We start from the raw sequence: 24,146 nt of genomic DNA, 5'->3' as shown, positions 1-24,146 counted from the left end.
CCTGCGAAAGGTCCGCATCATGAGCACCCGTCTCGCAAAACATGGCCGTTTGATTGATCGGTCGAAAAAGGTCAACTTCACCTTCAACGGCACCTCGATGCAGGGCTACGAGGGCGATACGCTCGCGTCTGCCTTGCTGGCAAATGATCAGATGATGATGGGCCGGTCGTTCAAGTATCACCGCCCGCGCGGCGTGGTCGCCAGTGGCGCGGAAGAGCCAAACGCTCTGGTCGGTCTGGGTGAGGGCAACCGGTTTGAGCCGAACCAGCGCGCCACCACGACAGAGCTGTTCAATGGTCTGACATCCGCGTCACAGAACCACTGGCCGAACCTCGAGTTCGACATCGGCGCGATCAATACGCATCTGTCGCGGTTTCTGCCAGCCGGATTCTATTACAAGATGTTCATCCATCCGAAACCGTTCTGGAAACATGTTTACGAGCCGTTTATTCGCCAGTCGGCGGGTTTGGGCAAAGCGCCCGACAAGGACAACCGTGACGCGGACACATACGAGCATTTTTACGCCTTCACTGATGTCTTGGTGATTGGTGGTGGTATCGCGGGTTTGCAGGCCGCCAAGGTGGCAGCCCAAACCGGTGCCAAGGTGATGCTGATCGAGCAGACTGCGCACTGGGGTGGTCGTGCTCCGGTTGATGGCGGAACCATCAATGGTGAGCCTGTGGATAAGTTCGTGGAACAATTGGTTTCCGAAATCGAAACAATGGACAACGTCACCATGCGCAATCGCTGCATGGGTGCGGGGGTCTATGACCATGGTTATGTACTGGGTTATGAGCGTCTGACAGACCACAAACCGGGTGTTCAGGGGCCGCGTCACCGCCTGTGGCGCATTCGTGCGAAGCAGGTCGTGACCGCGACCGGTGCCATCGAGCGTCCGCTGTCATTCGCAGGCAATGATGTGCCTGGCGTTATGCTGGCCTCTGCCATGCGCGACTATGTGGTCAACTGGGGCGTGACGCCGGGCGAGCGTGTGATTGTCGCCACCAACAATGATGACGCCTACCGGACTGCAATTACCTTGAAACAGGCCGGTGTCGATGTCCTGCGCGTGGTTGATGCGCGCGACACCGCCGGACCTCTGGCCGAAGAGGCGCGTCAGCTGGGTATCCGCGTCGATCCGGGCAAGGCGATCGCAAAGGTCAAAGGCGGCAAGCGGGTCAAGAAAGTTGCGATCTGCAATCAAGAGGGGATCGGAGGCGCCCGGGAAGAGGTCGAATGCGATGCGATTGCCATGTCAGGTGGCTGGTCTCCGGTCGTGCATATGTGGTCGCATTGCGGCGGTAAGCTGATCTGGGACGAGGCGAACGCGCATTTCCGCCCCGATCCTTCACGTCCTCCGCTGGGGGCAGACGGTGAAGGTTTTGTTCTGGCGGCAGGGGCTTCGAACGGCCCGCTGGCCCTGGGGGATGTCCTGAAGGATGCAGATACTGCCGGCAAAGCGGCAGCGAAGGCGGCCGGGTTCTCCGCGAAGCGCACCAAAGCGCCAGTTGGTGAGACTACGGCCGAGGCCCCAATGGCCGCTGTCTGGCTCATGCCTTCTAATGCCGAGATTGATCTGCGCATGAAATCGTGGCTGGACTTCCAGAACGACGTCAAGGTCTCGGACGTGCAACTGGCTGCGCGCGAGGGCTATGAAAGTGTCGAGCACACCAAGCGTTACACCACGCTGGGCATGGCAACGGATCAGGGTAAGTTGAGTAATATCAACGGTCTGGCAATCCTTGCTGATGCGCTGGATTCGGAGATCCCGAAGGTCGGTACCACCACCTTCCGCCCGCCATATACTCCAATCTCGATGGCTTCGATTGGTGGTGAAGCGCGTGGTGAGGTGTTCCAGCCGATCCGTCAAACGCCGATGCATAACTGGCACGATAAGAACGGGGCCGATTGGGAGCCGGTCGGCCATTGGCGTCGAACCTATGCCTATGTGCGACCCGGAGAATCCGTGCATGATGCGGTGAATCGCGAGGTTAAAAACACCCGCGAAAACCTCGGGCTGTTGGACGCTTCGACCCTCGGCAAGCTGATCGTCAAAGGCCCCGACGCAGGCAAGTTCCTGGACATGATGTACACCAACATGATGTCCACGCTGAAGGTCGGCAAATGCCGCTATGGCCTGATGTGTTCCGAGAATGGCTTCCTGATCGACGACGGCGTTGTTGCCCGCATCGATGAGGACACGTGGCTGTGCCACACCACCACCGGCGGGGCCGAGCGTATCCATGGCCACATGGAAGAATGGCTGCAGACCGAGTGGTGGGACTGGAAAGTCTACGTCGCGAACGTCACCGAGCAATATGCGCAGGTCGCCGTGGTAGGTCCGAACGCCCGCAAGGTACTTGAGAAGCTGGGCGGCATGGATCTGTCGAAAGAGGCGCTGCCCTTCATGGAATGGCGCGATGGCAAGATCGGCGCGTTCGACGCGCGGGCCTACCGTATCTCGTTCTCGGGTGAGCTGTCCTATGAGATCGCGGTCCCTGCAAGCCAAGGTCAGGCGTTCTGGGACGCTCTGATCGAGGCAGGGCAGGAGTTCGGAGTGATGCCATACGGCACCGAATGTCTGCATATTCTGCGTGCCGAGAAAGGCTTTATCATGATCGGCGATGAGACCGACGGCACCGTGATCCCGCAGGATCTGGGGCTGCACTGGGCGCTGTCCAAAAAGAAAGAGGATTACCTCGGAAAACGCGCCCATTCGCGGACCCATATGGCCGATCCTGAGCGCTGGAAACTGGTTGGTCTTGAGACTGTGGATGGATCGGTTCTACCGGACGGTGCCTATGCGGTGGGCGAGGGCGTGAATGCGAACGGTCAGCGCAACATGATCGGTCGCGTAACTTCGACCTACTACTCGGCCAATCTGGGTAAAGGCATCGCCATGGGCATGATCAAACACGGCCCCGACCGGATGGGCGAAGTGGTCGAGTTCCCGGGCACTGACGGCAAAACCTACAAGGCCAAGATCGTGGACCCGATCTTCTATGACAAGGACGGGGAGAAGCAGAATGTCTGAACCCATCAGCGCACTGAACCACGCCTCATATGATGGCATCGCCAAGATCGAGGAATGCGGCCTACAGGGCATGATCACACTGCGCGGTGATCTGTCGGATAAGGTACTGGCTAAGGTTGTCAAAGACGCCACCGGGCAGAAAGTGCCCGGTCAGCGTGAAGCGTTTGTGAATGGCGACACCGGTGTTTGCTGGATGTCCACCGACGAATTGCTGGTGCTTGTGCCTTATGCCGAGGTCGAGGCCAAACTCGCCGCGATGACCAACGCGCTAAGTGGTACGCACGCACTGGCGGTCAACGTCTCCGACGCGCGGGCCGTATTCCGCGTTTCGGGCGCGAACGCGCGCGAGGTATTGGGCAAGCTGGCTCCGGTTGAGCTGTCGGCCGAGGCATTCCAACCCGGCCAGATCCGCCGTTCGCGTTTGGCGCAAGTGGCAGGTGCCTTCTGGATGGACGACGCTGAGACTTTCCGCATCGTCTGCTTCCGCTCTGCGGCGGACTATGCGTTCAAATTGCTGAAGGTTGCGGCGCAGCCCGGCAGCGAGGTCGGGGTTTATTAAGCCCTGATCGCCTGATGATATGTGGGTGAGGGGGCTTTGCCCCCTCGGCCTGCGGCCTCACTCCCAAGGTATTTCTGTCGAGATGAAGGCCGGATCTCTGGTTCGGGTGTCAGGGGTTCGCGCTGAACAGGAATGTCGGGAATTGAGTGAGTGCACGCTTGCCCGTGAGGGCTGACTTGCCGGTTTCGCCTGTGTGTGGGTCGTGGCAATGGCTATAGAAAGCCAGGTCTTCTGATAGTTTTTTCATGGCCGCGCTGCGGTTGTCTGCGCTCAGATAAGGTGCGTGCGTTGAGAGAAACAGCGCAGGGTTATCTTTTTCTAACCAAGGCAGCATAGAAGGCAGGACCGAAAATTCAGCGCCTTCGATATCCATTTTGACCAAAGAGACATCAGTCAGGTCGACGGATTCAGAAAATTGATCCCAACCGATGGTAAGTGCGTCGGTGCCATGGCTTCCTTCGTGGAGCAATGATGACGTTGAATCGCCTGCCTCTCCGTGCGCTGAAGCCATTCGTGTCACTCCAAACCCATCTGACAAGGCGATGCTGAAGGCTGATACGTTTCGGATGTCGTTCAGCTCTAGGTTCCAGACCAAATGGCGGTAAGCCACTGGGTCAGGCTCAAAACACCACACATGGCGAGCGCGGCGCGCGGCATAGAGGACCGTGGGGCCGATCCATGCACCGATATCAAGATAGTCCTTTTCGGGCGACAGATAGTGGTCCAGCACCGAAAATGTCTCAGGTTCCCACTCCCCGGCTGATACCTTGCGCCAGAATTTCGAGTGATAGGGGTCCAGGCGAAAGGGTTCACCGTTCAAGTTGCCCGCATAGTATCCGCGGGCGCGATAAAACATTTTGCGCGCCTGTGTCAGCATCGCGGACCTCCGGGTTTTTGTGTTGCGGCCCTTGACCTGCGGCGGCTGTCAAAGCATTTAACCTTTGGAACCGCAACATTCATTTTCAACAGGGGGCCGAGATGGCTTTTGAACTTCCTGATCTTCCTTATGCACATGACGCGCTGGCAGCCAAGGGTATGTCCGCGGAAACGCTGGAATATCACCATGACCTGCACCACAAGGCCTATGTCGACAACGGCAACAAGCTGATCGCCGGCACCGAGTGGGACGGCAAGTCACTGGAAGAGATCATCGTTGGCACATACGACGCAAATGCCGTCGCGCAGAACGGTATCTTCAACAACATCAGCCAGCTGTGGAACCACAACCAGTTCTGGGAGATGATGGGCCCCGGTGGCAACGCGATGCCCGGTGAGCTGGAGAAGGCTCTGACCGAAAGCTTCGGTTCGGTTGACGAATTCAAGTCGCAGTTCAGCGCTGCCGGTGCCGGTCAGTTCGGTTCCGGCTGGGCGTGGCTGGTCAAGAATGCCGACGGTTCGTTGGCAGTGACGAAAACTGAAAACGGCGTGAACCCGCTGTGCTTCGGTCAAACCGCACTGCTTGGCTGTGATGTGTGGGAGCACTCGTATTACATCGATTTCCGCAACAAGCGTCCGGCGTATCTGTCGAACTTCCTCGACAATCTTGTAAATTGGGAAAACGTCGCCTCGCGGATGTGATTTCCACTTGGTAGAACTTAATGAATGGCCCGCTGGCAGTGATGCTGGCGGGCTTTTTGTTATGAATTGATGGGTGGCCGGTAAAAACCTGCCGGTACGTCAACTTTCATTATTCCACCTATTGTGCACGGCCTTTCAGCACCTACGTAAAGTAGGCGGAGGGAGAGTACCGCCAATCAACCAAAAACCTATCAAAATGCGAGCGAAACACCAACGCCGCATCGTTAAACAGGTGTGTCTAAGGGACAGGCGAAGGCCAACCTAAGCGATACAGGAGATCACGAATGGCTGCACTTGAACAGGGAACATGGGTTATCATCGCCGATGGGGAAAAAGCGCTGGTGATGGAGAATATCACGGACGCACAGGACCCCAACTTGGTCGTCGTGTCGGTCGAAGAACAGGACGCAGCACCGACCAAGCCAAGTGACAGGGCAGGGCGGCGACCCGATACGGGACCGAACCAGAAATCTGCGGTTGAAGAGGAGACATGGAAGTCCCACGCAAAATCTCTGTTCGTTCAGGATGTGGCGAATCTTCTGAATCGCAAGGGGCTGAAAGGGGCCTATAAACGATTGGTATTGGTTGCCAGTCCGCATGTTCTGGGCCTGTTGCGCCGTCGGCTGCACAGTGAAGTGCTGGCAAAGGTGGTGGCCGAGGTTGACAAAACACTCACAAACCACCCGTTGCACAAGGTCGAACGGATATTGAAGACCCGATTGGCAAAACCTGCCTAAACGAATGCCGACAATCGGGCGGTTTGCGTCGCCCGATTGCCAGTTTATTTAGTTCAGTAATTTGCGAAGCGCGGACATGGTCGCATCCGGTGTGTCGACCCAGGTGATGAATTCTGCCAGAGAACCATCTGCAAACCCCTGACCGATCAGTTGATTCAGCAGCGTGTGCAGCGTGTCCCAGTACCCGTCAACATTCATCACCAGAATGGGTTTGTCATGAAGCCCCAGTTGCCGCCATGTCAGTGCTTCGAAAAGTTCGTCCAATGATCCGGGGCCGCCGGGCAGGACAACTACGGCATCCGCGTTCATGATCATCACTTTTTTACGCTCGTGCATCGTCTCGGTCACGATGAACCGGGTAAGGTCGGTCTTGACGACCTCGCGCTGAAGCAAGTGCACCGGGATCACCCCAAATGTATCGCCGCCGGACGATTGTGCCGCCCGCGCGACCTCGCCCATAAGACCCACATCTCCGGCCCCGTAGACCAGCCGCCAGCCTTCGTTGGCCAACAAGGTTCCAAAGCTGTGGGCAGCGGCGGAGTAGGCAGGATTCACACCATTGCGTGACCCGCAATACACACAGACGGATTTCTGGGACATAGGTAGGGCTCTCTGCTCTTGTGTTAGGGGTTTTGACCCCTGATAGCGGGATTGATAGGTTGGCTCAACCGCTCCATGAAATGCGCGCCAAACTGGGCATTTCCCGGGCGGAGTGAAAGGAAAAGAATGAACGCCAAATCGGGAAGCGGAGGTTCTGGTACCTTCATATGGGGGCTGGTTGCCGGGATCGTTGTGGTGCTCGTTGCGGGCGGGTTGTACCTGTCCGGTCTGTTCGGCGGGCCGGAACAGCAGGCTGAGCAGGAAGCGACTGAAACATCCGAGCCGATTGCGGAGGTCGCCGAGCCGGAAACCCAGCCAGCGGAGGCGCAGCCCGAAAGCCAGGCGGCGGAAGCCGGCGAATCTGTTGCTGAAGACACACCGCCCGAGATTTCCGATCAAACTCCGGATAGCGAAGAAGCGGATGTTCCGGTTTTGGCCGCGCCGGTTCTGGATCAGATATTCGTTGAGTCCGATGGAAACGCGGTACTGTCCGGCAATGCCGAACCGGGGTCCGAGGTCAGTGTTCTGCTGGACGGTGAGACTGTTCACAGCTTCACCGTCGATGACAGCGGCCAGTTCGCCGAGTTTGTATCGATCCCGTTTGCAGACGACGCTCGCGGGCTTTTTCTTGAGACCCGGAGAGGCGAAGACACCAGCCGTTCAGATGATTATCTGATCGCGGCGCTGCCCGAACCGGCCCCACCGGCCGTGTCGGAGCCCGCTGCCGATGAGCCGGTCGAAGAGGTTGCCGAGGCACAGACGACGGATACGGAAACAACCGATCAGCAAGCAGCCAACCAAGTTGAAACCGAAGAGAATGAACCAGAAGTTGCAGGTGCCGCAACGCCACCTGTGAATGAGACCGCGCCCGCGACTGAAACTCAGCCGGAATCAGGCGACGCGCCTGACCAGCAGGTTGCGATCCTGCGCTCGGGCGAAGAAGGGGTTGAACTTTTGCAAGCACCCACTGTTCAGGATACGCCGCCAGAGCAGATTGCCCTGGACACGATTGGCTATTCGGACGCGGGTGATGTGGAATTGACCGGGCGGGCGCAGGATGGATCGGCCGTACGCTTGTATCTGGACAACCAGCTTGTGGCCGACATTGCACCGGCGACTGACGGGCAATGGCGCGGCGAGGTCGAGGGCATTGACCCCGGAGTGTACACTCTGAGGGTGGATGAGGTTGCCCCTGATGGCACTGTGGTCAGCAGGCTTGAGACGCCGTTCAAACGCGAACCCGTCGAGGTCCTGCGCGCGACCGAAACCACCAATCCGGGTGAGGCCTCAACCGACGCTCCGGCGATCCGCTCGGTCACGGTTCAAAAGGGTGATACGCTTTGGGCGATCTCGCGCGACCGGTTTGGTGACGGTGTGCTGTATGTCAAACTTTTCGAGGCCAACAAAGATTCGATCCGTGATCCTGACCTGATCTATCCAGGGCAGATTTTCACCATTCCTGAATAAACATGACCACTGGCCCAACTGGGCCAGGGCAATTCTCTGACCGCAGTTAAGGTACGTGATGAGACAACCATCCGCGATCAAAACCGACACGGACGAGCATCGTTCGGGCTGGCGAACCATCCGCAAGGTTTCGCCCTATCTTTGGCCCGAGGACGAGCCATGGGTGAAACGGCGTGTCATTTTGGCGATGGCGATGCTGGTGCTGGCCAAGCTGATCGCTGTGTATACTCCCATCCTGTACAAAGGTGCCGTGGATGGTTTGGCGGGCGAAGGTGTACCGCCGCTTGCGTTGGGTGCGATCGGATTGACCGTTGCCTATGGTGTGGCCCGCATGATGACTGTTGGCTTCCAGCAATTGCGGGATGCGTTCTTTGCGCCAGTTGGGCAACGCGCGCTGCGAGCGCTGGCGCTTGAGACGTTCCAGCACATTCACCAGCTCTCGATGCGCTATCACGTGACCCGGCGCACGGGCGGTCTCAGCCGGATAATCGAGCGGGGCGTGAAAGGCGTTGAGTTTCTGTTGCGGTTTCTGCTGTTTTCAATCGGGCCGCTGATCCTGGAATTGCTTCTGGTGTCGATCATCCTGCTTTGGTTATTCGACGTCTGGTATCTGGTCGTCGTCGCGGTGACGATTGCGCTTTACATATGGTTCACCTTTGCGGTGACCGAGTGGCGCGTGAAGCTGCGGCGCGAGATGAACGATCAGGATACCGAGGCCAACCAGCGCGCCATCGACAGCCTGCTGAACTTCGAAACAGTCAAGTATTTCAATGCCGAAACCCGCGAAGCCGAACGGTATGATGTTTCGATGAAGGGTTACGCGAAGGCCGCGCTGAAGACGGCCTATTCGCTGGCATTCCTGAATTTTGGTCAGTCGTTCCTGATCACATGTGGCCTGATTGGCGTGATGGTTCTGGCTGCAATGGGCGTGCAGAAGGGGGCGCTGACCGTCGGCGATTTCGTGATGGTCAATGCTTACATGATCCAGATAACCGTACCGCTGAATTTTCTTGGCACGGTGTACCGCGAAATTCGTCAGTCACTGGTGGATATGGGGCAGATGTTTGATCTGTTGGAGCAGCCAGCGGAAGTGATGGATAAACCCTGCGCCCCGAACCTGAAGGTAAATGGTGGGGAGGTTACGCTTGAAGATGTCCGCTTTGGTTACGAGCCTGATCGCGAAATCCTCAAGGGCGTTTCTTTGACCGTGCCAGCCGGTCAGACCGTTGCGATTGTCGGCGCCACCGGGTCTGGGAAGTCCACAATCGGGCGGCTGCTATTTAGGTTTTACGATGTCACCGGCGGGTCGCTGAAAATCGACGGGCAGGATGTGCGCGATGTTAGCCAGTCAAGCCTGCATGCCTCGATCGGTGTCGTTCCGCAGGATACGGTCCTGTTCAATGACACGATCCGATACAATATCGCTTATGGGCGTGAAGGCGCGACCCAGCAGGATGTAGAGGCCGCCGCCAAATCCGCGCAGATTCATGATTTCATCGTCAGCCTGCCAGAAGGGTACGATACCAAGGTCGGCGAACGCGGCCTGAAACTATCAGGCGGTGAAAAGCAACGTGTCGGCATCGCCCGAACCTTGCTAAAAAACCCGCCGATCCTGTTGTTGGACGAAGCGACGTCAGCCTTGGATACGGATACCGAGCAGGACATCAAAGATGCTTTGGCCCGAGCGGGTGAGGGGCGGACGGTGATCACCATCGCACACCGCCTTAGCACCATTGCCGAGGCCGATCGGATCGTCGTTCTGGAACGTGGTGAGATCATCGAGCAGGGCACGCATGATGAGCTGCTCGGCCGTGAGGGGCGATATGCCCAACTGTGGAACCGTCAACAGGCCGACAGCGAAGCGGCCTAAGCTCAACGGCGCTTGCAACTGATGATTGCGCGGATCGGTTCGAAAAAAATCGGCTGCTGCGATACGGTTTTCCGTTTGACGCGGACCCGCCGCCGCGACACTGTGCGGGCCGAAACACAGACAAGGAAGAAACTTCATGAAAATGCGAGCAGCAGCAGCGTTGACTGCAACTCTGTTGATGGCGACTTCGGCGGCAGCCGAGGATCTGGAATTCTTGATTATCAACGAAACCAGCTATGACCTGGTTGAGTTCAACGTGTCTCCGGCCTCGTCCGGCAGCTGGGAAGGCAACCTGCTTGAGGGTGGTTATCTGGGCGCGGATTACGAAATAGACGTCCTTATTGCGGACGGGCTGACCACCTGTGTCTATGACATCCGTGGTATTTTCAGCGACGGGGAATCAATTGAAGACTATGGTCTGAACCTGTGTGATCTGGGCGAATACGCATTCGTCGAGTAACGCTTCTGCCAGAATTGAAAAGGCGAGCCCGAAGGCTCGCCTTTTTTTATTCCGCCGCTTTCAACGGTGTTGTTGGAGGATGATCGGGGCGATCGTCCTGAGCGCTCTGATCAAGGGCAGCTTTATCCTGTTCATCGGTCCAGATCATTTCGGCTGCTTGCACATCTCGCGCGCTTTGGCCGATCGCCATGTCCTGCGCGATTTGGCTGGATCGACCCGCGGTGGCGCGTGCCAGCGCCTTACCCAGCCATACCGCGTAGGTTGTGACCCACACTCGCAGCGCCAGGAATGAAGGCGTGACGATCAGCGTCAACACCGTGGCGGTACCCAAGCCAAAGACCACCGCCGTGGCCAGCTGTTTCCACCACAGTGCCGTGGGGCTGTCGATCGAATACCCTCCGCCGATGAAATCCAGCGACAGGCCGAACATCATCGGGGTCAGACCCGCCATTGTTGTCAGCGTAGTCAGCAGAACCGGGCGGATACGCGCCTCAGCCGTGCGGACGATGGCATCAATGCGAGACATGTAGCCGCTATATTCCTGATAGGTGTCGATCAGAACAATGTTGTTGTTCACCACGATACCGGCCAACGCCACGATCCCGGTCCCGGTCATGATGATCGAGAACGGTTGTTGCATTACCATCATGCCCAGCAACACGCCGGTCGTAGACAGAACCACGGCCAGCAGCACCAGCACCGAGTTGTAGAACGAGTTGAACTGCGCCAGCAGGATCACGAACATCAGACCCAGTGCTGCCAGGAATGCGCTGGACAGGAACGCCTGGCTTTCAGCCTGATCCTCCTGATCGCCGGTCCATTCCCAAGTGATGGTGCGACCAAAAGGATCGGTTTCCAGCCACTCGGTCAGCACGGCAATCCGTTCGTTCGGATTGATCAGGGCAAACCGAGCGTCACCGCTTTCGATGGCGGACCGCACTTCACCCACGTTCTCGGCACCCGTTAGTTGAACGAGTTCGAACTCTGCCCCGTCCGCGCTGGTAATCGTGCTGCCAGTTGGTGTGGCACCTTCACCAATCGCGCGCACGGTTGCCAAACGCAGCTCTGCACCGTCAGGACCGGTGGTCACGATCTTGCTCAGCCCAGGCTCGACATCCGCTTTAACGTCATAGTAGCGCTGTTGATCCGCGCGATTGATCTCGGCGAGCTTGGCCACGGGTTTGCGGGTGACGAAGTTCGACAGGGGGACCAACCCGTCCGGTGTGCGAACTTTCAGCGTATCCAGCGTTGACAGGACGCGATCCTGATCAGGTAGGCGGACGCGGATTTCTACCTCTTCATCGGTTGAATCCGGTCGCATTTCACCCAGCAAGATGCCACGCGTCACAAGCTGTACCATCGCGCCAACGGTTGCGACGTCCGCGCCGAATCGACCCGCCTTGGCCACGTCCACGTCGATCTGCCAGTCGATGCCGGGCAGAGGCAGGGTGTCCTCGATCTTGATCAAGCCGGGTGTGGTGTCAAAGGCTTCTCGTGCTGTGACGGTCGCGGCCGTCAGATCCTCCCAGCTATCGCCTTTGATGCGCAGATGAACGGGCTTGGCGGAAGCGGGACCTTGTTCCAGCGCCTGAATATCAACGATAAAGCCAGGAAGGGTTGCCAGCTCTGCGGTTAGTTCGTCCAGAACAAAATTGCCGTCATATTCCGCCGCGACCTCTTCCTTTGCAAAGCCAAGTAGACCTGCAATCGGTCCCCAGAACCAACCGGTAATCTGTTCAGAGCTGATTGGGCGATCTTCCCAAGGAATGAGCTCGAACTGTACGCGACCAATTGTGTCGGCGGGGGCTTCTGCACCGCCATTGTTCTGATTGAGCCCGCCTTCGCCCGCAAAGGCAAATACGTTGATCACCGCCGGGTGTTCGCTGATTACGCGCTCGGCCTCAAGAACCATTTCGTCCTTTTCAGCCAGAGACAGGTTGCCGCGCGCCCGGACATAGGCCGTGGCCTGTTCCGGTTCGCTTTCCACGAAGAATTCAACGCCGCGAGAGTTTTGCGGGAATATGATGAATGCGACCCAAAACACCGCCGCAAAGACGACTGCGATGGACACCACCGGCATGACCGGATTGCCGACCAGGAACTTGATCACATAACCGAAGGGCGTGTGCTCTTTAGCGGTATGAACATGTTCATCCGGGGCGCGTTCGATCTTGGCAGCACTCAGCGTGACCGACCCAGCGAAGGCGCCGAACAGAAACAGTAGCACGCCAGAAAGTGAACCGCCGGGCAGCAGATAGTTGGGGTTCAAGACCTGCATTGCGCCGAGGAAGATCATATACAGTGAAGGCGGTACCAGAAGCACTCGCAGCCACCAAGGCGTGCGGGCCCGCAGCCAGTTCGAGCTGCGCTCGAAACTGCGGCTCATACGGCCCGAGACACCGCCCACGACCGGCAGGTAGATCAGTGCCACAATCAGCGAGGCCGACAGAACGAAGATCAGCGTGATGGGCAGCATCTTCATGAACTCGCCGGGAATACCGGGCCAGAACAACATCGGAAGAAATGCACACAGTGTAGTGGCCGTCGACGAAACAATCGGCCAGAACATCCGTTGCGCCGCCTCGACATAGGCGTGCATCGGACCAACGCCTTCTTTAATGCGCTTGTCGGCATATTCCACAACAACGATGGCGCCATCGACCAGCATGCCCACGGCAAGGATCAGGCCAAACATCACCATATTCGAGATGGTGACCCCGATCATCGCGAGGAAGGCGAAGCACAACAGAAACGAGGTAGGAATGGCAAAACCCACCAACAACGCGGCGCGTGTTCCCAACGAAGCCAATACCACGATCATCACCAGCGCGACGGCGGTCAGAACCGATCCTTCAAGCTGGCGCACCATTGAATCGACGATGCGGCTTTGGTCGTTTGAGGTGCCCACATCAACAGCGGCCTGCAGTTCGGCTGGCCACTTGATTTGTTCTTCGGCGACGGTGGCTTTGATCAGCGCAACGGTGTCGATCAGATTGAAGCCCTTGCGCTTGACGACCTGCAGCGCGACGGTGGGTTCGCCGTTGAACCGGGCTGTGCCCGCGCGGTCTTCAAACGTATAGTTGATTTCGGCCAGTTCGCCTAAGGTGACCACGCGGTCTCCGTTGACCTTTACGGGCAGGCCATAGACGTCCTGAGCAGTCTTAAATGACGACGGGATCTTGACCGAGAACGTGCCCTGTTCGGTCTCGACCTCACCTGCAGCGATCAGTTGGTTGTTGTTTTGCACAACGTTGATCAGTTCGGCGGCCGTGACGTTGTAGGCCTCAAGCCGCAGCGGGTCGATCACGACCTCAAGCATTTCATCGCGGTTTCCGGCAATGCCAGCTTCCAGCACTGCGTCCAACGCCTCAAGTTCGTCCTGCAGATCTTTGGCAACGCGCGCCATTGTACGCTCTGGTACCGGGCCGGTCAGGTTAACAATGACGATGGGAAACTCGGAGAAGTTGACCTCGGTAATCGTGTATTGCTCAGCCCCATCAGGGAAATCAGCTTGCGCGGTGTTCATGGCATCGCGCACATCCGCGATGGTGGCGGATTTGTCCCAACCGAACTCGAACTCCAGCAGAATGCCTGCGTAGCCCTCGGCGGCGGTGGCGGTCATCGTGTCCAACCCGTCGAGATCGGCCATCTCGGTTTCCATCGGCCTGATCAGCAGGCTTTCGCTGTCCTCGGCTGAAATCCCTGGAAACTGCACCGACACAAAGAGCATCGGGATATCGATGTCGGGTTCACCCTCTTTTGGGAGCCCGACATAAGCATACCCGCCGATAACCAGCGAAATCGCGATGAAAGCCAGCACCATTCTGGCACGGCTTGCGGCCCAACTGACGATACCCGTCATTGCGATGCTTCCCTGTATGTCGGCGCGACCGTCACACCACGTGTGACGAATTCCTGCCCGATCACGATGATATCAGCAGTTTCCGGCAGGCCACCAACCCATACACCATCAGCGGTGTCACGTAGAAGGCGGATCGGAACAAAATCAACGACATTGTCGGCTACCACTGTGCGAACACCAAGCTCACCTTCATTGTTCAAGGTCAGTGCGGATTGGGGCAGCAGATGTGCCTTGACCCCTTCGGCCGCGATCTGAATGTTGGCGGTTTGGCCGTCACGGATCAGCAGTTCCGGGTTTGGCACTGTGATCTCGACCTCGAATGTCCGCGTGGTTTCATCAGCCGAACGGCTGAGGAAGGTCACGCGCCCCTCGACCTGCAGACCCGTAACCAACTGCGCAGTTGCCATCGATCCGACAATGATCCGATTCACTTCTGATTCAGGCACAAAACCCACCAGCTTGATCGGATCGAGCTGGATGACGGTTGCGCAGAGCGAGCCGGGCTGCATCAGGCTGCCCAATTCCGCAGTATCACTTTCAAGCAGACCCTTAAACGGGGCGTTGATGGTCAGGCGATCAATCTCGCGCTGGGCGGCTGCAACTGCTGCGGTGGCGGCTTCAATCCCAGCTTGCGTAGCTTCCAGACCAGCCTCGGCGGATTTGATTCCGGCCTCGGCAGTGCTCATTTCGGCTTCGCTCGAGATACGGCGCGTTTCTGATCCAAACCCGGTTTCCGACAGCTTGCGGGCTGCTTTCAGATTGATTTCGGCTTCAGCCAAACGGGCGTGAGCTTCTTCCAGGCGCGCTTCGGCCTCGGGAACGCGGCTTTCGGCCTCAAGCTTGGCTGCCATGGCTTCGGCCAGGCTCGCGGGCCGGGTTCCGGGATCAAGCTCGCACAGCAGATCTCCTGCTTCGACAAAAGCTCCTTTGCGCTTGGGCTCGGACAGGACTGTCGAAATGGTTTCGGCAAGGACCTCGACCTGGCGGTTTGCCTTGGTCTGACCCCGTAATTGAACGGCGCTGCCGATCTCGCGCGCAGTTGAGCGCAGCACAACAACGCCGATCGAGTCCGGTGATTGCACCGATTCCGAGACCTCGGTCGCGGTCTCGGATGGTTCGTCTCCGCGACCTGCAAATGCAAACAGCGCGTCGCGCTCGAAAACAAGAAAATACAACGCAACAATAACCAAAATGGCGTTAACGAATGAAATCAATCGCATGCGGTAGAATCTCCAGATCTGTTCGCGCGGTCGGCTTTAGCCGCTATCCCTTAAAATGGGGCTGTGGCCATGTCTTTTCCATACTGAACTGAATAGTTCGGTTTAGTTTTTTACGCAAGGGTCACCCACATGGTGGCAAATGTATGAATTCGGGCACTTGGCTTGGCCTGATCGCCGGGGTATGACATGGCGCTAGAAAACCGGACACTTAAGCCTGGGGGCAGGGATGAGCGACGCCGACAGTTTTATTGAAGAGGTCACCGAAGAGGTGCGCCGCGATCGCATGTACCTTCTTTTGCGCCGTTGGGGCTGGGTAGGTGTGCTGGCTGTCGTGGCCATTGTCGGGGGTGCTGCGTTCAACGAATACCGAAAAGCACGCGATACCAACCAGGCCGAGGCTCTAGGTGATGCGATTCTGTCAGCGCTGGCTGAAAACGGATCGGCCGAACGGGCACAAAGCCTGCAGGCGATCGATGCTGCGTCTGTCGGCGGTGACGCGGTTTTGAACATGTTGCTGTCCGCCTCTCAGGCCGAGGCCGGATCGGCGCAAGATGCGGTGAACAGTCTGAACGCGATCGCCACGCAGGGGGATTTGCCTGAAATCTATCGCGCGATTGCAAGTTTCAAGGCATTGCTACTGCAAACTGACACGATGCCAGTGGCGGATCGTCGTCAACAGTTCGAAGCGCTGGCCATACCTGGTGCTCCTTTGCGTCTGCTCGCCGAAGAACAATTGGCCCTGATCGATGTGGCCGAGGGCAATACGCAAGCCGCTTTGGACCGTTTGCAGGCGTTGCGCCAGGACGCCGAGGCCAGCGTCGATCTGCAACAGCGCGCGGCTCAACTGATCGTCGCGCTTGGGGGCGAACCCGAGCCCGTGGCGAACCAGCAGGGTTAACCGGCAGCGAAACGGAACATCACAGGCGAGTTTGTAGATTATGCTATCACGTTATTTCTCAGGCTTCGGATTGCCCGTTGCGGCAGCCGCGCTCACCGTTCTCAGCGCCTGTCAGGAACCCGAAGTCATTCTGCCGGGTGAGCGTGAGGATATTCGTGCCTCCATCGACAACGAAACCGTTGAAACCCGTGGCGCCAAACCGATCAGTATTCCGGCTCAAAGCCGCAACGCCAACTGGTCGCAAAGCGCGGGTACACCCGCCTTCCGCACTACAAACGCAGCGCTGAGTGCCACACCGCAGCGTATTTGGTCTGCTAACATTGGGTCTGGCGATAGCCGAAAACAGCGGATCACCGCAGACCCTGTTGTTGCTGGTGGCCTGATATATACGCTCGATTCCGGGGCAAATGTCTCGGCTGTTACGCCCCAAGGGCAGGTCGCCTGGAGCACAAACCTTATCCCGCCGAATGAAAAGGACGGGGATGCCACAGGCGGAGGGCTCGCCTATGCCGACGGTGTGCTTTATGTCTCGTCGGGTTTCGGTAGGTTGACCGCGCTCGATGCGAAATCCGGGGCGCAAAGGTGGCAGAAACGTCTGAATGCAACTGGCAGCGGTGCTCCTTTGGTTAGCGGCGGCATACTCTATCTGGTGGCCGGGGACGAAACCGGTTGGGCGGTGAATACCAAGGATGGGCGGATCATCTGGCAAATCGAAGGCACGCCGAGCGTCGGCAACGTTCTGGGTGCACCTGCTCCCGTGATTGCCTCGGACCTGTCAGTCTTTGCCTTTGGATCGGGTGATGTCGCGGCAACATTCCGCCGGGGCGGTATTTTACGCTGGAACGCGTCCGTTGCAGGCGGGCGTCGGGGCCGAGCGGCAGCTCAGATCGTGGATGTGACCGCCGGGCCCATGGTGTCGGGTAGTTCGGTCATAATCGGCAACCATTCGGGGCGCACGGTCTCGTTCGACGGGAATTCGGGTGAGCGGAACTGGACTGCACCGGAGGGGGCCGTTGATACAGTCTGGCCGGCGGGGAACAGTGTTTTTCTGATCAGTGATCGCAGTCAATTGGTACGGTTGGATGCAGCCGATGGCTCGACTGTCTGGGCCATCGATCTGCCGGGCTTCGTCAAGAACAAGCCGGGCCGCCGGGGGCCGATCTTTGCCCATTACGGCCCGATCATGGCCGGTGGACGCCTTGTCGTGGCTTCGAACGACGGCTATCTGCGCTTCTTCAATCCCGTCGACGGAGCGCTGGTGCATCAGGTCGAAGTGCCGGGTGGCGCGACCACGGCACCGGTTGTGGCGGGTCAGACGCTGTATGTTGTGTCGACCAAGGGCGAACTGCACGCTTTCCGTTGACGACAAGATGCGTTAAAGGGCGCATCTTGAGTCTTGAAAGTTGAGTATCATGTCGCTGACCCTCGCCATCGTGGGGCGCCCGAATGTGGGCAAATCCACTCTGTTCAATCGCCTTGTGGGCAAACGCCTGGCTTTGGTCGACGACCAGCCCGGCGTAACGCGTGACCTGCGCGAAGGTGAAGGGCGGCTGGGCGACTTGCGTTTTACCGTGATCGACACGGCGGGTCTTGAGGACGCAACCGATGACAGCTTGCAAGGTCGGATGCGCCGCCTGACCGAGCGTGCAGTGGACATGGCCGATGTCTGTCTGTTCATGATTGACGCGCGGGTGGGCTTGACGCCCACGGACGAAATGTTCGCCGAGATTCTGCGTAAGCGCTCCAAACACGTGATCCTGGCAGCGAACAAGGCCGAAGGGAACGCGGCTGATGCGGGCGTGCTTGAAGCATACAACCTTGGCCTTGGCGAGCCGGTGCGTCTGTCGGGCGAACATGGCGAGGGGATGACGGACCTCTATGCGCAATTGATGCCACTGGCTGACGCGGCTGAAGAGGCGCGCGTAGAAGAGACACCGCAAACCGATATCGAGCTGGACGAAGACGGGGAAGGCGAAGCCCCGCTGATCACCGCTGACAAACCCCTGCAAGTCGCTGTAGTTGGCCGTCCGAATGCCGGTAAATCCACCCTGATCAACAAGATCATCGGCGAGGATCGATTGCTGACCGGCCCCGAGGCCGGGATCACGCGCGACGCGATCAGCTTGCGGATCGACTGGGCCGACCCTGACGGGGACAGCACCCCGATGCGGATTTTTGATACCGCCGGGATGCGGAAGAAGGCCAAGGTGCAGGAGAAGCTTGAGAAACTCTCGGTTTCCGACGGGCTGCGCGCAGTCAAGTTTGCCGAGGTCGTCGTCGTGTTGCTGGATGCGGCTATCCCATTCGAGCAACAGGATCTGCGCATTGCCGATCTGGCCGAACGTGAGGGTCGTGCTGTGGTCGTCGCCGTCAACAAATGGGACATCGAAGAAGACAAACAGGAAAAGCTGCGCGATCTGAAAGAATCCTTCGAACGCTTGCTGCCGCAGTTGCGTGGAGCGCCGCTGATCACAGTCTCGGCTAAAACAGGCCGCGGTTTGGAACGTTTGCGCGCCGCGATATTGCGTGCCCATGACGTGTGGAACCGCCGCGTGCCCACCGCTGCGCTGAACCGTTGGCTGACCGCCATGCTGGAACAGCACCCGCCGCCAGCCCCGCAGGGGCGCCGGATCAAGCTGCGGTATATGACGCAGGCCAAGACCCGCCCGCCCGGGTTTGTGGTCATGTGTTCGCATCCGGACAAGATGCCTGACAGCTATTCGCGTTATCTGGTCAACGGCCTGCGCGAGGATTTTGATATGCCGGGCACCCCTATCCGCCTGACGTTGCGCGGACAGGGGGATAAGAACCCCTACAAAGGGCGGCGCAAGAAAAACGCAGGCGCACTGGCCAAGCATCTCAAGGGACGGGCGTAACTGCGCTAATTTCAAGCATTTTCAGAGAGGGGGCGTGACAGCCCCGTTTCTGCGCGTTAGCATTCAAGCACGTGCATTTGTTTTGCACGTGCTGCTTGTTTGCGGGATCTCCGCACTTAATTTTGAATTTGTGATTGGTCGGACCTCCGTGGGGAGCGGGCGTGATGGATCTGAGAGAATATACAAGACAATACGCGGTACAGGACAACAAGCTTGCCGCGCTAAGTTATTTCGGAACATTCGCGGTGTATTTCGCATCGCTTACATTGGCGATCACCTATGTCGACCGCTGGTACATCATGATCCCGGCCGGGATCGTTTTTGCCTTCTCTGCCGTGCGTCTCTATGTCCTGCAGCATGATTGCGGGCACCATTCGTTGTTTGAAACGCGCGAGCAGAACGAATGGGCTGGCCATGGGTTATCGCCCTTCACATTTGCCCCGTTCGAGGTGATGAAGCAGAACCACAATCTGCATCATGCCGGAATCGGCAACCTCGAGCATCGCGAGACCGGTGAAATCCACACCATGACGCTGCGCGAATGGAACGAGGCGGATTGGAAAAAGCGTTTGTTTTACCGACTGTATCGGAATCCCTTCATTCTAGTGCCGGTTGGCGCGCTGTTCACATACTTCATCCGCTATCGCTGGCCCAAGAACACCGTGCGGTTCGGTGTGATGGGCGTGGTGCTGCACAACCTCTCGATTGTTGTGTTTTTGGGACTGCTGTATTTGATCGCCGGTGCCACCGGCATTCTGGTCTGGCTGGTGTTTTCGCTGCTGGGCGGGATGCTTGGGGTGTTCCTGGTGTATTTGCAGCACAATTTCGAAGACACCTACTGGGATCGCCGCCCCGAGCTGGATCCAAAGCTGGCTGCGTTGGAGGGGTCCTCGGCGCTGGATTTCGGCTGGTGGTTCGATAATGCGGTGGCCTGCATCACATTGCATGACATCCACCATTTCAATGCCCGCATCCCATCTTACCGGCTGCGCGCGTGCCACTATAACCTGCCGCCAGAATACACACCGCGACGGATCAAGTTTCCCGAGGCGGTGGCGGCGCTGAATCTGAAACTATGGGATGAAGATGCCAAAAGACTTGTCCCATTTCCCAGCCGGACTGCAGGCCATCGCCTGGCCGAAAGCGGGTAACCTCCTGTCTAATTCTTGAATTGGCGCTCTCGCAGGAACGTATGTGCTGTGCGTTTACAATCTGGGGGAGTTAACGAAAGGAAACGAAATGACCGCAGTTACTGAGGTGCGTGGCGTAGGGCCAGCGCTGGCAAAGGCCTTGAATGCAAAGGGCTACAAAACAGCAGAAGCCATTGCTAAGGCCAAACCGGAAGATCTGTCCGGCACCCCGCGCGTCGGTTCCACCCGCGCAGCTAAGCTGATCGCGGCTGCGAAAGAAGTCGTTGATGCCAAGCCCAAGCCCGCGCCCCGCGCTGCCACCCGCAAGCCTGCAGAGCGGAAATCGGCTGTGCAGCGCGCGACAGCCAAAAGCAATGCGGCTGCGAACAAGGCCGAGGCCGAGCGTAAGGCGGCAAAGGAGCGCGCGGCGGCAGAACAGGCCGCTGCCGAGGCCAAGGCAAAGAAAAAGGCGAAAGCCAAGGCGAAGGCTGAAAAGGCGGCCAAGAAGAAGTCTGAAATGGAGGCGGTGTTTTCCAAAGCTAAGGAAAAGGTCAAAGAAAAGTCCAAGAAGGGTAAGAAAAACAAGAAGCCCAAAAAAGACGTTAAGAAAAAGGACGCCAAAAAGAAGGACGATAAGAAGTCTGACAAGAAGAAGTCCGACAAGAAGCCCGGAAAGAAGAAAGATAAGAAAAAGGCGAAGAAGTGATACTTCTCCGCCTTGTCTGATCGGAAACCGGTGCCTAAATGCGCCGGTTTTTTTATGTCAGCGTGCCGTTGGTCTGAAGGGTTAGCTTGCCGCCCAGATAGGGTGCCAGAACCTCGGGCAGGGTGACCGTCCCATCCGCATTCTGACCATTTTCCAACACAGCTATCAGGCAGCGCCCCACGGCCAGGCCCGAACCATTCAGGGTATGGACATATTCTGGCTTGCCCCCGGCCTCTGGCCGGAAGCGCGCATTCATGCGGCGCGCCTGAAAATCCCCGCATGTCGAGACCGAGCTGATCTCGCGATAGGTATTTTGGCCCGGCAGCCACGCCTCGATGTCGTAAGTGCGTCGTGCACCAAAGCCCATGTCGCCGGTGCACAAGATCACGGTGCGATAGGGGATGCCCAGCTTTTCGAGAATGCCTTCGGCGCAGCGCAGCATACGCTTCTGTTCATCATCCGACTTGTCCGGATGGGTGACCGAGACCATCTCGACCTTTTCGAACTGGTGCTGCCGCAGCATCCCGCGTGTGTCCTTGCCCGCACTACCAGCCTCGGACCGGAAGCACAGCGAATGCGCGGTATAGCGACGAGGCAGGTAACTCTCCTCGATTATCGTGTCGTTGACGATGTTGGTCAGCGACACTTCGGAGGTTGGAATCAACCACCAGCCTTCGCGGGTCTGATAGCTGTCTTCTCCAAACTTCGGCAACTGGCCGGTGCCCTGCATCATTTCCGAGAGAACCAGTACCGGGCCGTTGACCTCGGTCAGATCATTCTCGTTGATATGGGTGTCCAGCATGAACTGCGCCAAAGCTCGATGGATGCGAGCGACGCCGCCCGACAGCAGCACAAAGCGCGAGCCGGAGAGTTTGGCAGCCGTCTCAAAATCCATGCCATTCTGAACGGCATCGATTTCAAAATGCTCTTTCGGCTCGAAATCCAATTCGCGTGGTGTGCCCCAGCGGTTGATTTCGACATTGTCGTTCTCATCCGCGCCTTCGGGCACATCCTCGGCGGGCAGGTTAGCGATGCGGATCAGCTGGTCGGCCAGCAGAGCGTCCAGATCCTTGGCTTCGGTCTGCATCCGGGCCACTTCGGCCTTTTTCTCGGCGACCAGAGCGCGCAGGCGTTCGAATTCAGCTTCATCCCCGCGCCCTTTGGCAGCGCCAACCTCCTTGGAGGCCTTGTTCTGCTCGGCCTGAGCTGTCTCAGCAGCCAGAATCTTGGCGCGGCGGCTTTCGTCCAGCCTCAGCAGGTCTGACGACACCGGCGCGTCCCCACGGCGCGCAAGGGCGGCGTCGAAGGCGGCTGGGTTTTCGCGTATGGCGCGGATGTCGTGCATGGTTCAGATCCTTAACTGCGTGAATCACTGAATCCGCTTATGCACCATCTGAATGGCAGGGTGTAGCACCGGTTACGACTTATCCGATTCCTCGTGGGATTCATGCGCCAGATGGCCATCCCACTCTTCGGTTGGGATTTTCGGCTCGGGCGGGTCGGCCATGTACGAAGGTGTCATGATCTGCACGTTATTCTCATTGAACACGGCCACGATGTTGCGATGCAGGTCCGAGCGGATTTTCGGGATGATACTGCCCCGCGTGGTATAACCGTTGATCTGATAGTTTATCGCGTAATCGGCCAATGCGGTCCATAAAACAAAGGGTTCGGGCTTTGCCTTGATCCCCTTGGTGCGATGGGCGGCTTCTATCAGCATTGCCTCAACTTTCTCGGGTGGCTCTTCGTACCCGATGCCTACGGTCGTGTGCAGCAGCAACCCGCTACCGTCGGTTCTCTTCGAGAAATTAACCACGTCCGAATTCATCAATTGGGCGTTCGGGATCGAGATCAGTTCATTCTTGATGGACTTCAGATGCGTCTCCATCAACTTGATCTGTACCACATCGCCGATATGGTCCCCGATCTGGATCCGATCCCCGATAGAGGTCGAGCGGCGATAGATCACAAACAGCCCCGCCAGCATGTTCGACACGACCGAGTTCGCGCCCAGCGACAGCATGGCACCAACCAGAATCGTCAGCCCCTGAAACGCCGCCGAGTCTGACCCGGGGATGTAAGGGACAGCAAAGACCAGAGCGATCAGGATAACGACGACGCGGGCGATGTTGAAGGTCGGGTTCACCCAGTGGCTTTCAAAATCGCCCATGTCAAAGGTTCCCGCCTCGACGGCGTCAAAGAACACACGCATGCCCCGGATAATATACAGCGTTATCCATGCGATCAGTATCAACATGATCAGGTTTGGGATGTAGCTGAGGATGCCTTTGAAGATTAGCAGGACCGGCTCGGTCAAGTAGGTCAGCAGGAGTTGCGCGAAATAGCGCGTCTCGGCAAAGGCAAGCAGAACGAAGGAGAGATAGTAGTAGAAGCCGAGGAAAAAGATCACCAGCAGGACAAAATTCAGAGCATACCGGATCAACGCGGCGATGGCCTCGGCCTGAACGCTTTTCGCGGTCGCGGTTTCGACATCCTTGAGGTAACGCTTGACCAGTTTCAGCGTACGGCGGCGAATACGCCGATGCAGCCACAGGATAACGACGACAAAAAGCGCGAATCCAGCTGTCCATGCCAAGGCTTCGATGGCACCCGAAACACGCGCCTGTTCGGTGCGGTTTGCGCGATAGCTTTCAATGGATTGTTTAATAGCGTCGCCGTGCAACAAACTGAGAACGTTCAGGTCCATCTGCTCAAGCTCGGAATCGGCATCGGTCACGATCGAAACTTGAACACCATCGGCAAAGATTCGAATGCCGAACTCTGAGTCCTCGAAGGTTATTGAGACCTGCTCGGCGTCTGAGGCCTCGGCGATTTCGATGATCTTGTTCTGTACACTCGCGGCCCGTTCCGGAGCGGGCAGCGCGCTGGAGCCGCGCAGGTGAAACAAGGTGTCGCCGTCAACGATAACCGGAGCCTGAAAAATCTCTGATTCAGTGTCTTCTATAGCAGGCTCTTCGCTAGTGGCGTTCTGTGCCCATACGGGCGACGCCAAAAGACCTATACAGGTTGTCACGAGCATCAGGCGAACAAACGCGCCAAGGGTCTGGATTGATTGAATCATTAGGCCTCCTGCCACAGGACTATATCTGACTGGAAGGGTCTGCCTAGAACATATCTGCAACGTCCGG

General features: G+C 57.8%; 18 protein-coding genes. 12 read left to right on the top strand and 6 right to left on the bottom strand.

The genetic code is table 11. The features are described from left to right. The first annotated feature begins 19 nt into the window (after positions 1–19). The gene (locus tag ACR0CZ_RS13365; RefSeq protein WP_170466353.1) at positions 20–3,034 is read left to right on the top strand and encodes a sarcosine oxidase subunit alpha family protein; all 3,015 of its coding nucleotides are present in this window, start codon (positions 20–22) and stop codon (positions 3,032–3,034) included. Next, positions 3,027–3,593 (top strand): sarcosine oxidase subunit gamma family protein, encoded by a 567-nt coding sequence (locus tag ACR0CZ_RS13360; protein ID WP_170396351.1) that lies wholly within the window; start codon positions 3,027–3,029, stop codon positions 3,591–3,593. Before ACR0CZ_RS13365 ends, ACR0CZ_RS13360 begins: the two co-directional genes overlap by 8 nt. Before the next feature lie 109 nt (positions 3,594–3,702). Here ACR0CZ_RS13360 and ACR0CZ_RS13355 read toward each other — a convergent pair whose 3' ends face one another. After that, positions 3,703–4,470 carry an FkbM family methyltransferase gene (locus tag ACR0CZ_RS13355; protein ID WP_170396353.1) on the bottom strand — a complete coding sequence of 256 codons (768 nt, stop codon included), beginning with the start codon at positions 4,468–4,470 and terminating at the stop codon, positions 3,703–3,705. Between the two features lie 101 nt (positions 4,471–4,571). On the opposite strand from ACR0CZ_RS13355, the gene ACR0CZ_RS13350 reads away from it, so the two are divergent. Further along, a complete protein-coding gene (locus tag ACR0CZ_RS13350) occupies positions 4,572–5,171 on the top strand; it encodes a superoxide dismutase (RefSeq protein ID WP_113789565.1) in 600 nt (199 codons plus the stop codon). Between the two features lie 284 nt (positions 5,172–5,455). Continuing rightward, positions 5,456–5,908 (top strand): baeRF12 domain-containing protein, encoded by a 453-nt coding sequence (locus ACR0CZ_RS13345; RefSeq protein ID WP_170396355.1) that lies wholly within the window; start codon positions 5,456–5,458, stop codon positions 5,906–5,908. Between the two features lie 48 nt (positions 5,909–5,956). Here ACR0CZ_RS13345 and ACR0CZ_RS13340 read toward each other — a convergent pair whose 3' ends face one another. After that, on the bottom strand, positions 5,957–6,508 hold the full coding sequence (locus ACR0CZ_RS13340; RefSeq protein ID WP_480536914.1) for an LOG family protein: 552 nt from the start codon (positions 6,506–6,508) through the stop codon (positions 5,957–5,959). Positions 6,509–6,634: 126 nt separating this feature from the next. Here ACR0CZ_RS13340 and ACR0CZ_RS13335 point away from each other — a divergent pair, with 126 nt between their 5' ends. From ACR0CZ_RS13335 to ACR0CZ_RS13325, 3 genes are all read left to right on the top strand, one after another. Beyond that, a complete protein-coding gene (locus ACR0CZ_RS13335) occupies positions 6,635–7,975 on the top strand; it encodes a LysM peptidoglycan-binding domain-containing protein (protein WP_170396359.1) in 1,341 nt (446 codons plus the stop codon). Between the two features lie 58 nt (positions 7,976–8,033). After that, positions 8,034–9,845, top strand: a complete 1,812-nt coding sequence (locus ACR0CZ_RS13330) for an ABCB family ABC transporter ATP-binding protein/permease (RefSeq protein WP_170396361.1) — start codon at positions 8,034–8,036, stop codon at positions 9,843–9,845. A gap of 136 nt (positions 9,846–9,981) precedes the next feature. Further along, on the top strand, positions 9,982–10,305 hold the full coding sequence (locus ACR0CZ_RS13325) for a hypothetical protein (protein WP_170396363.1): 324 nt from the start codon (positions 9,982–9,984) through the stop codon (positions 10,303–10,305). Positions 10,306–10,351: 46 nt separating this feature from the next. Here ACR0CZ_RS13325 and ACR0CZ_RS13320 read toward each other — a convergent pair whose 3' ends face one another. Then, complete coding sequence (locus tag ACR0CZ_RS13320; protein ID WP_170396365.1) at positions 10,352–14,167, bottom strand: efflux RND transporter permease subunit; 3,816 nt, start codon at positions 14,165–14,167, stop codon at positions 10,352–10,354. Then, entirely contained in the window at positions 14,164–15,387 is a 1,224-nt protein-coding gene (locus tag ACR0CZ_RS13315; protein ID WP_170396367.1) for an efflux RND transporter periplasmic adaptor subunit, read from the bottom strand. Before ACR0CZ_RS13315 ends, ACR0CZ_RS13320 begins: the two co-directional genes overlap by 4 nt. 226 nt (positions 15,388–15,613) lie before the next feature. On the opposite strand from ACR0CZ_RS13315, the gene ACR0CZ_RS13310 reads away from it, so the two are divergent. From ACR0CZ_RS13310 to ACR0CZ_RS13290, 5 genes are all read left to right on the top strand, one after another. Continuing rightward, positions 15,614–16,285: a hypothetical protein gene (locus ACR0CZ_RS13310; protein WP_170396370.1), complete on the top strand. Its 672-nt coding sequence runs from the start codon at positions 15,614–15,616 to the stop codon at positions 16,283–16,285. A 40-nt stretch (positions 16,286–16,325) separates the two neighbouring features. Further along, the gene (locus ACR0CZ_RS13305) at positions 16,326–17,648 is read left to right on the top strand and encodes an outer membrane protein assembly factor BamB family protein (RefSeq protein WP_170396372.1); all 1,323 of its coding nucleotides are present in this window, start codon (positions 16,326–16,328) and stop codon (positions 17,646–17,648) included. A 49-nt stretch (positions 17,649–17,697) separates the two neighbouring features. Further along, on the top strand, positions 17,698–19,161 hold the full coding sequence (gene der, locus ACR0CZ_RS13300) for a ribosome biogenesis GTPase Der (protein WP_170396374.1): 1,464 nt from the start codon (positions 17,698–17,700) through the stop codon (positions 19,159–19,161). Positions 19,162–19,325: 164 nt separating this feature from the next. After that, positions 19,326–20,312 (top strand): fatty acid desaturase, encoded by a 987-nt coding sequence (locus tag ACR0CZ_RS13295; RefSeq protein ID WP_170396376.1) that lies wholly within the window; start codon positions 19,326–19,328, stop codon positions 20,310–20,312. An 88-nt stretch (positions 20,313–20,400) separates the two neighbouring features. Then, on the top strand, positions 20,401–20,997 hold the full coding sequence (locus ACR0CZ_RS13290; protein WP_480536915.1) for a helix-hairpin-helix domain-containing protein: 597 nt from the start codon (positions 20,401–20,403) through the stop codon (positions 20,995–20,997). 52 nt (positions 20,998–21,049) lie between these two features. On the opposite strand, the gene serS is transcribed toward ACR0CZ_RS13290, so the two are convergent. Then, positions 21,050–22,342, bottom strand: coding sequence for a serine--tRNA ligase (gene serS, locus ACR0CZ_RS13285; RefSeq protein ID WP_170511939.1), 1,293 nt, complete (start codon positions 22,340–22,342; stop codon positions 21,050–21,052). A gap of 72 nt (positions 22,343–22,414) precedes the next feature. Continuing rightward, positions 22,415–24,079, bottom strand: coding sequence for a mechanosensitive ion channel domain-containing protein (locus ACR0CZ_RS13280; protein WP_170396382.1), 1,665 nt, complete (start codon positions 24,077–24,079; stop codon positions 22,415–22,417). Between the last annotated feature and the right edge of the window lie 67 nt (positions 24,080–24,146).

This window comes from Ruegeria sp. H9 (assembly GCF_056532915.1).
Note: the sequence above shows the minus strand (reverse complement) of the source record. Positions and strands in the feature narration are given on the sequence as shown.

What these genes read in the sequence shown, in the direction of transcription:
- ACR0CZ_RS13360 (WP_170396351.1), top strand. Translation starts at nt 3,027, where the DNA reads ATGTCTGAACCCATCAGCGCACTGAACCACGCCTCATATGATGGCATC.
- ACR0CZ_RS13340 (WP_480536914.1), bottom strand. Translation starts at nt 6,508, where the DNA reads ATGTCCCAGAAATCCGTCTGTGTGTATTGCGGGTCACGCAATGGTGTG.
- ACR0CZ_RS13350 (WP_113789565.1), top strand. Translation starts at nt 4,572, where the DNA reads ATGGCTTTTGAACTTCCTGATCTTCCTTATGCACATGACGCGCTGGCA.
- der (WP_170396374.1), top strand. Translation starts at nt 17,698, where the DNA reads ATGTCGCTGACCCTCGCCATCGTGGGGCGCCCGAATGTGGGCAAATCC.
- ACR0CZ_RS13355 (WP_170396353.1), bottom strand. Translation starts at nt 4,470, where the DNA reads ATGCTGACACAGGCGCGCAAAATGTTTTATCGCGCCCGCGGATACTAT.
- ACR0CZ_RS13335 (WP_170396359.1), top strand. Translation starts at nt 6,635, where the DNA reads ATGAACGCCAAATCGGGAAGCGGAGGTTCTGGTACCTTCATATGGGGG.
- ACR0CZ_RS13325 (WP_170396363.1), top strand. Translation starts at nt 9,982, where the DNA reads ATGAAAATGCGAGCAGCAGCAGCGTTGACTGCAACTCTGTTGATGGCG.
- ACR0CZ_RS13290 (WP_480536915.1), top strand. Translation starts at nt 20,401, where the DNA reads ATGACCGCAGTTACTGAGGTGCGTGGCGTAGGGCCAGCGCTGGCAAAG.
- ACR0CZ_RS13320 (WP_170396365.1), bottom strand. Translation starts at nt 14,167, where the DNA reads ATGACGGGTATCGTCAGTTGGGCCGCAAGCCGTGCCAGAATGGTGCTG.
- ACR0CZ_RS13305 (WP_170396372.1), top strand. Translation starts at nt 16,326, where the DNA reads ATGCTATCACGTTATTTCTCAGGCTTCGGATTGCCCGTTGCGGCAGCC.
- ACR0CZ_RS13295 (WP_170396376.1), top strand. Translation starts at nt 19,326, where the DNA reads ATGGATCTGAGAGAATATACAAGACAATACGCGGTACAGGACAACAAG.
- ACR0CZ_RS13310 (WP_170396370.1), top strand. Translation starts at nt 15,614, where the DNA reads ATGAGCGACGCCGACAGTTTTATTGAAGAGGTCACCGAAGAGGTGCGC.
- ACR0CZ_RS13315 (WP_170396367.1), bottom strand. Translation starts at nt 15,387, where the DNA reads ATGCGATTGATTTCATTCGTTAACGCCATTTTGGTTATTGTTGCGTTG.
- ACR0CZ_RS13330 (WP_170396361.1), top strand. Translation starts at nt 8,034, where the DNA reads ATGAGACAACCATCCGCGATCAAAACCGACACGGACGAGCATCGTTCG.
- ACR0CZ_RS13280 (WP_170396382.1), bottom strand. Translation starts at nt 24,079, where the DNA reads ATGATTCAATCAATCCAGACCCTTGGCGCGTTTGTTCGCCTGATGCTC.
- ACR0CZ_RS13345 (WP_170396355.1), top strand. Translation starts at nt 5,456, where the DNA reads ATGGCTGCACTTGAACAGGGAACATGGGTTATCATCGCCGATGGGGAA.
- serS (WP_170511939.1), bottom strand. Translation starts at nt 22,342, where the DNA reads ATGCACGACATCCGCGCCATACGCGAAAACCCAGCCGCCTTCGACGCC.
- ACR0CZ_RS13365 (WP_170466353.1), top strand. Translation starts at nt 20, where the DNA reads ATGAGCACCCGTCTCGCAAAACATGGCCGTTTGATTGATCGGTCGAAA.